The 3002-nt window shown below is 71.0% G+C and carries 3 protein-coding genes and 1 pseudogene; 2 read left to right on the forward strand and 2 right to left on the reverse strand.

The window, feature by feature from the left end:
- Nucleotides 1–760, reverse strand: a 760-nt coding sequence (mutL, locus tag ACE3TU_RS20815) for a DNA mismatch repair endonuclease MutL (RefSeq protein ID WP_374627735.1), incomplete at its 3' end; no start/stop codon positions are given.
- Nucleotides 761–853: 93 nt separating this feature from the next.
- Between mutL and ACE3TU_RS20820 the strand changes: the two genes are divergently transcribed.
- Entirely contained in the window at nt 854–1690 is an 837-nt protein-coding gene (locus tag ACE3TU_RS20820) for a class I SAM-dependent methyltransferase (RefSeq protein ID WP_374627737.1), read from the forward strand.
- A gap of 33 nt (nt 1691–1723) precedes the next feature.
- Nucleotides 1724–2122: pseudogene (locus tag ACE3TU_RS20825) on the forward strand (nucleoside deaminase); the annotation flags it as partial.
- 13 nt (nt 2123–2135) lie between these two features.
- Here ACE3TU_RS20825 and ACE3TU_RS20830 read toward each other — a convergent pair.
- Nucleotides 2136–3002, reverse strand: an 867-nt coding sequence (locus ACE3TU_RS20830) for a patatin-like phospholipase family protein (RefSeq protein ID WP_374627739.1), incomplete at its 5' end; no start/stop codon positions are given.

Here is a 3002-nt window from a genome sequence, read left to right on the forward strand (position 1 = left end):
AGAAATACTGACCCAGCGAATTGGCCCGCGTATAGGTCGGCAGCCCGGCAAGGCCGGTGACCACGATGCCGTGCCGGATCATCGCCAGCGGCACCGCGTTGTCGCCGAAATCGGCGCCCATCACCGCCGCGACGCGGGCCCGAAGCGCTCCGTCGCCGGTCTCGGCCGGCCAGTTCGAGGCCGTCCGGTCGGCCCCCTCGAGCCCGAACTGCACGTGCGGATTGGCCATCGCGAGGCGCCTCACCGCGTCGGTGATCGCCGCTGCCTCGGCCCGCTCGCCCTTGAGGAACTTCCGCCGGGCCGGAACCCGGCCGAACAGGTCGCGCACCTCGACGATGGTGCCGCGGTTGATCGCGATCGGCACCGGCCGCCCGCGCACCCCGTGGCGGACCTCGAGGGCAAGGCCCGTCGCGGCCTCAGCCTGCCGCGTCGCGATCCTCAGTTCGGCGACCGAGCCGATCGAGGCCAGCGCCTCGCCCCTGAAGCCGAGCGTGCGGATGTCGTCGAGCCCGTCGTCGGGGAGCTTCGAGGTGGCGTGCCGCTCCACCGACAACATGAGGTCGGCCTCGTCCATCCCGGCGCCGTCGTCTTCGATGCGGATGAGCGCGATGCCGCCGCCCGCGGTCGTCACCCGGATCCGGCCGGCGCCGGCATCGACGGCGTTCTCGATCAGCTCCTTGACGACGCTGGCCGGCCGCTCCACCACTTCGCCCGCGGCGATGCGGTTGATCAGGTCCTCTGGCAGCTGGCGGATGGGCACGGGCGATTCTCCTTGCCCCATTATGTAGGCGATCGGGCCGGCGCTGCCGACCCGCGGTTGACTTGCCGCACAGTTTCGGCTGAAGCGGGAACCATGCACGCGCAGCTCTCCGACTTCTTCGCACGCCCCGAGCCGTTCTCGCGCTACACCACGCGCCGGCTGTGGACCGATCCGCATGTGGCGCAGCAGATGCTGGCGGCCCATCTCGATCCCGCCCACGATCTCGCCTCGCGCCGGCCCGCGACCATCGACGGCTTCGTCTCCTGGCTCGACCGGCGGATCGGGCTTGCCGGCCGCCGCGTGCTCGACCTCGGCTGCGGCCCGGGCCTCTACTGCGAGCGCATGGCGCTGCGGGGCGCACGCGTCACCGGGCTCGATTTCTCCGCCCGCTCCCTGGCCCACGCCCGGCACAGCGCCGCGACGCAGGGCCTCGGGATCGCCTATCGCGAGGCGGACTATCTCGCCGATCCGCTGCCCGGTCCGGTCGACCTCGTCACCCTGATCTACGGCGATTACTGCGCCCTGTCGCCGGATCGCCGCCGGCTGCTGCTCGGCCGGATCGCCGAAATCCTCGCGCCGGGCGGGCGTTTCGTCCTCGATCTGTTCAGCCCCGGCCAGTTCGCCGCCCTGCGCGAGGTGGAGGGCTTCGCCCATCATCGCGATGGCGGTTTCTGGGCCGAGGGCGATCACTTCGTGTTCAGCGCCAGCTTTCTCTATCCGGCGGCGTCGATCAGCCTCGAGCGCTACCTCGTCGTCCGGCGCCGGGAGACCTTCGAGATCTGCAACTGGATGCAGTACTACACCCCGCAATCGATCGCCGCGGAACTGGCCGCGGCGGGCTTTTCGGCCTCCGAGCCGCTCGACTTCGCCACCGGCGCGCCCTGGCAATCCTCGGCCACGGCCTTCGCCGTGATGGCGGCGGGGGTCTAGCCATGCCCGGCCCGATGGACCTGGCGCTAAGCCGCGGAAGCCGCCGGCGAGGCCCCGGTCGGCGCCGTCGTCGTCGAGGGCGACACCGTGCTCGCCGCCGAGCGCAACCGCATGCGCGAGCTGAACGATCCCACCGCGCACGCCGAGCTCCTCGCCATCCGCGCGGCGCTCGCCGCCCGCGGCACGGGCCGGCTCGATGGCTGCGACCTCTACGTGACGCTCGAGCCCTGCTCCATGTGCGCCGGGGCCATCGCCCATGCCCGGCTGCGCCGCCTCTACTACGCCGCCGAGGACACCAAGGCCGGCGCCGTGGACAATGGCGTGCGGCTGTTCGCGAGCCCGCAATGCCACCACCGGCCGGAGGTGATCGCCGGGCTCGGCGAGCGCCGCGCCGCGGACCTGCTGCGGCGGTTCTTCGCCCGCCTGCGCTGAGCCGGGGGCGCCCTCAGCGGTCCTCGGCGCGATGCGTGCCCTCGCGGTGGCGCAGGAAGTTCTCGACCCGGCGCTCCAGCGAGCGCTTGAAGTTGTCCTTGTCGCGCTCGACATGCGCGATGATCTCGCGCACGCGCCAGAACTCGAGCGCGCCGAACAGCCCCAGGTGCGGCCGCACGTAGATGTCCGGCGGATAGGCCGCCATCATGTGCGCGGTCAGCGAGTGCATCATGATCTGCGCCGAGCCGAACCAGACATCGATCATCGAGTGGTTGGTCTTGCCCAGTTGCTCGGACGGATCGCCGTTGACGTCGATGCCCACCAGAATGTCGGTATCGGCCGCCGCCTGGTCGAGCGGCAGCGGGTTCACCACCCCGCCGTCGACCAGCAGGTGATTGGCGAACGGCACCGGCCTGAACAGGCTGGGGATGGCGATCGAGCCGGCGATTGCATCGCGCAGCGGCCCGCTGTCGAACACCGTCTGGTGCCAGGACTGGAAATCGGTGGCCACCACGAAGAGCGGCACCTTCAGGTCCTTGAAATCGTGCGGGAACGGCTCGGGCAGGAAGGCGTCCACCACCTTGCGCGCGTCGAGCGGTCCGTTGAAGCCGCCCTGGAAGAAGCTGCCGAGATTGCGGACCTGGGCGCCCCACAGCCGCGAGGCGATGATGCGCATGGTGCCCAGCACGGCGAAGGAGTGTTCGCGCAGTTCCGCCCCGCTCATGCCGTTGGCCCAGCCCGAACCGATCAGCGCCCCGATCGAGGTGCCGGCGATGACACTGGGCCTGAGGCCGATTTCGTCCATCGCCTCGATATAGGGGATGTGGGTGAGCCCGCGCGCCGATCCGCCGCCCAGCGCCACCCCGATGCGCGGCTCCGA

This window comes from Devosia sp. (genome assembly GCF_041917035.1).
In the GTDB taxonomy this organism is placed as follows: Bacteria; Pseudomonadota; Alphaproteobacteria; order Rhizobiales; family Devosiaceae; genus Devosia_A.

Coding starts and splice junctions, on each gene's coding strand:
- ACE3TU_RS20820 (WP_374627737.1), top strand. CDS start 854: ATGCACGCGCAGCTCTCCGACTTCTTCGCACGCCCCGAGCCGTTCTCG.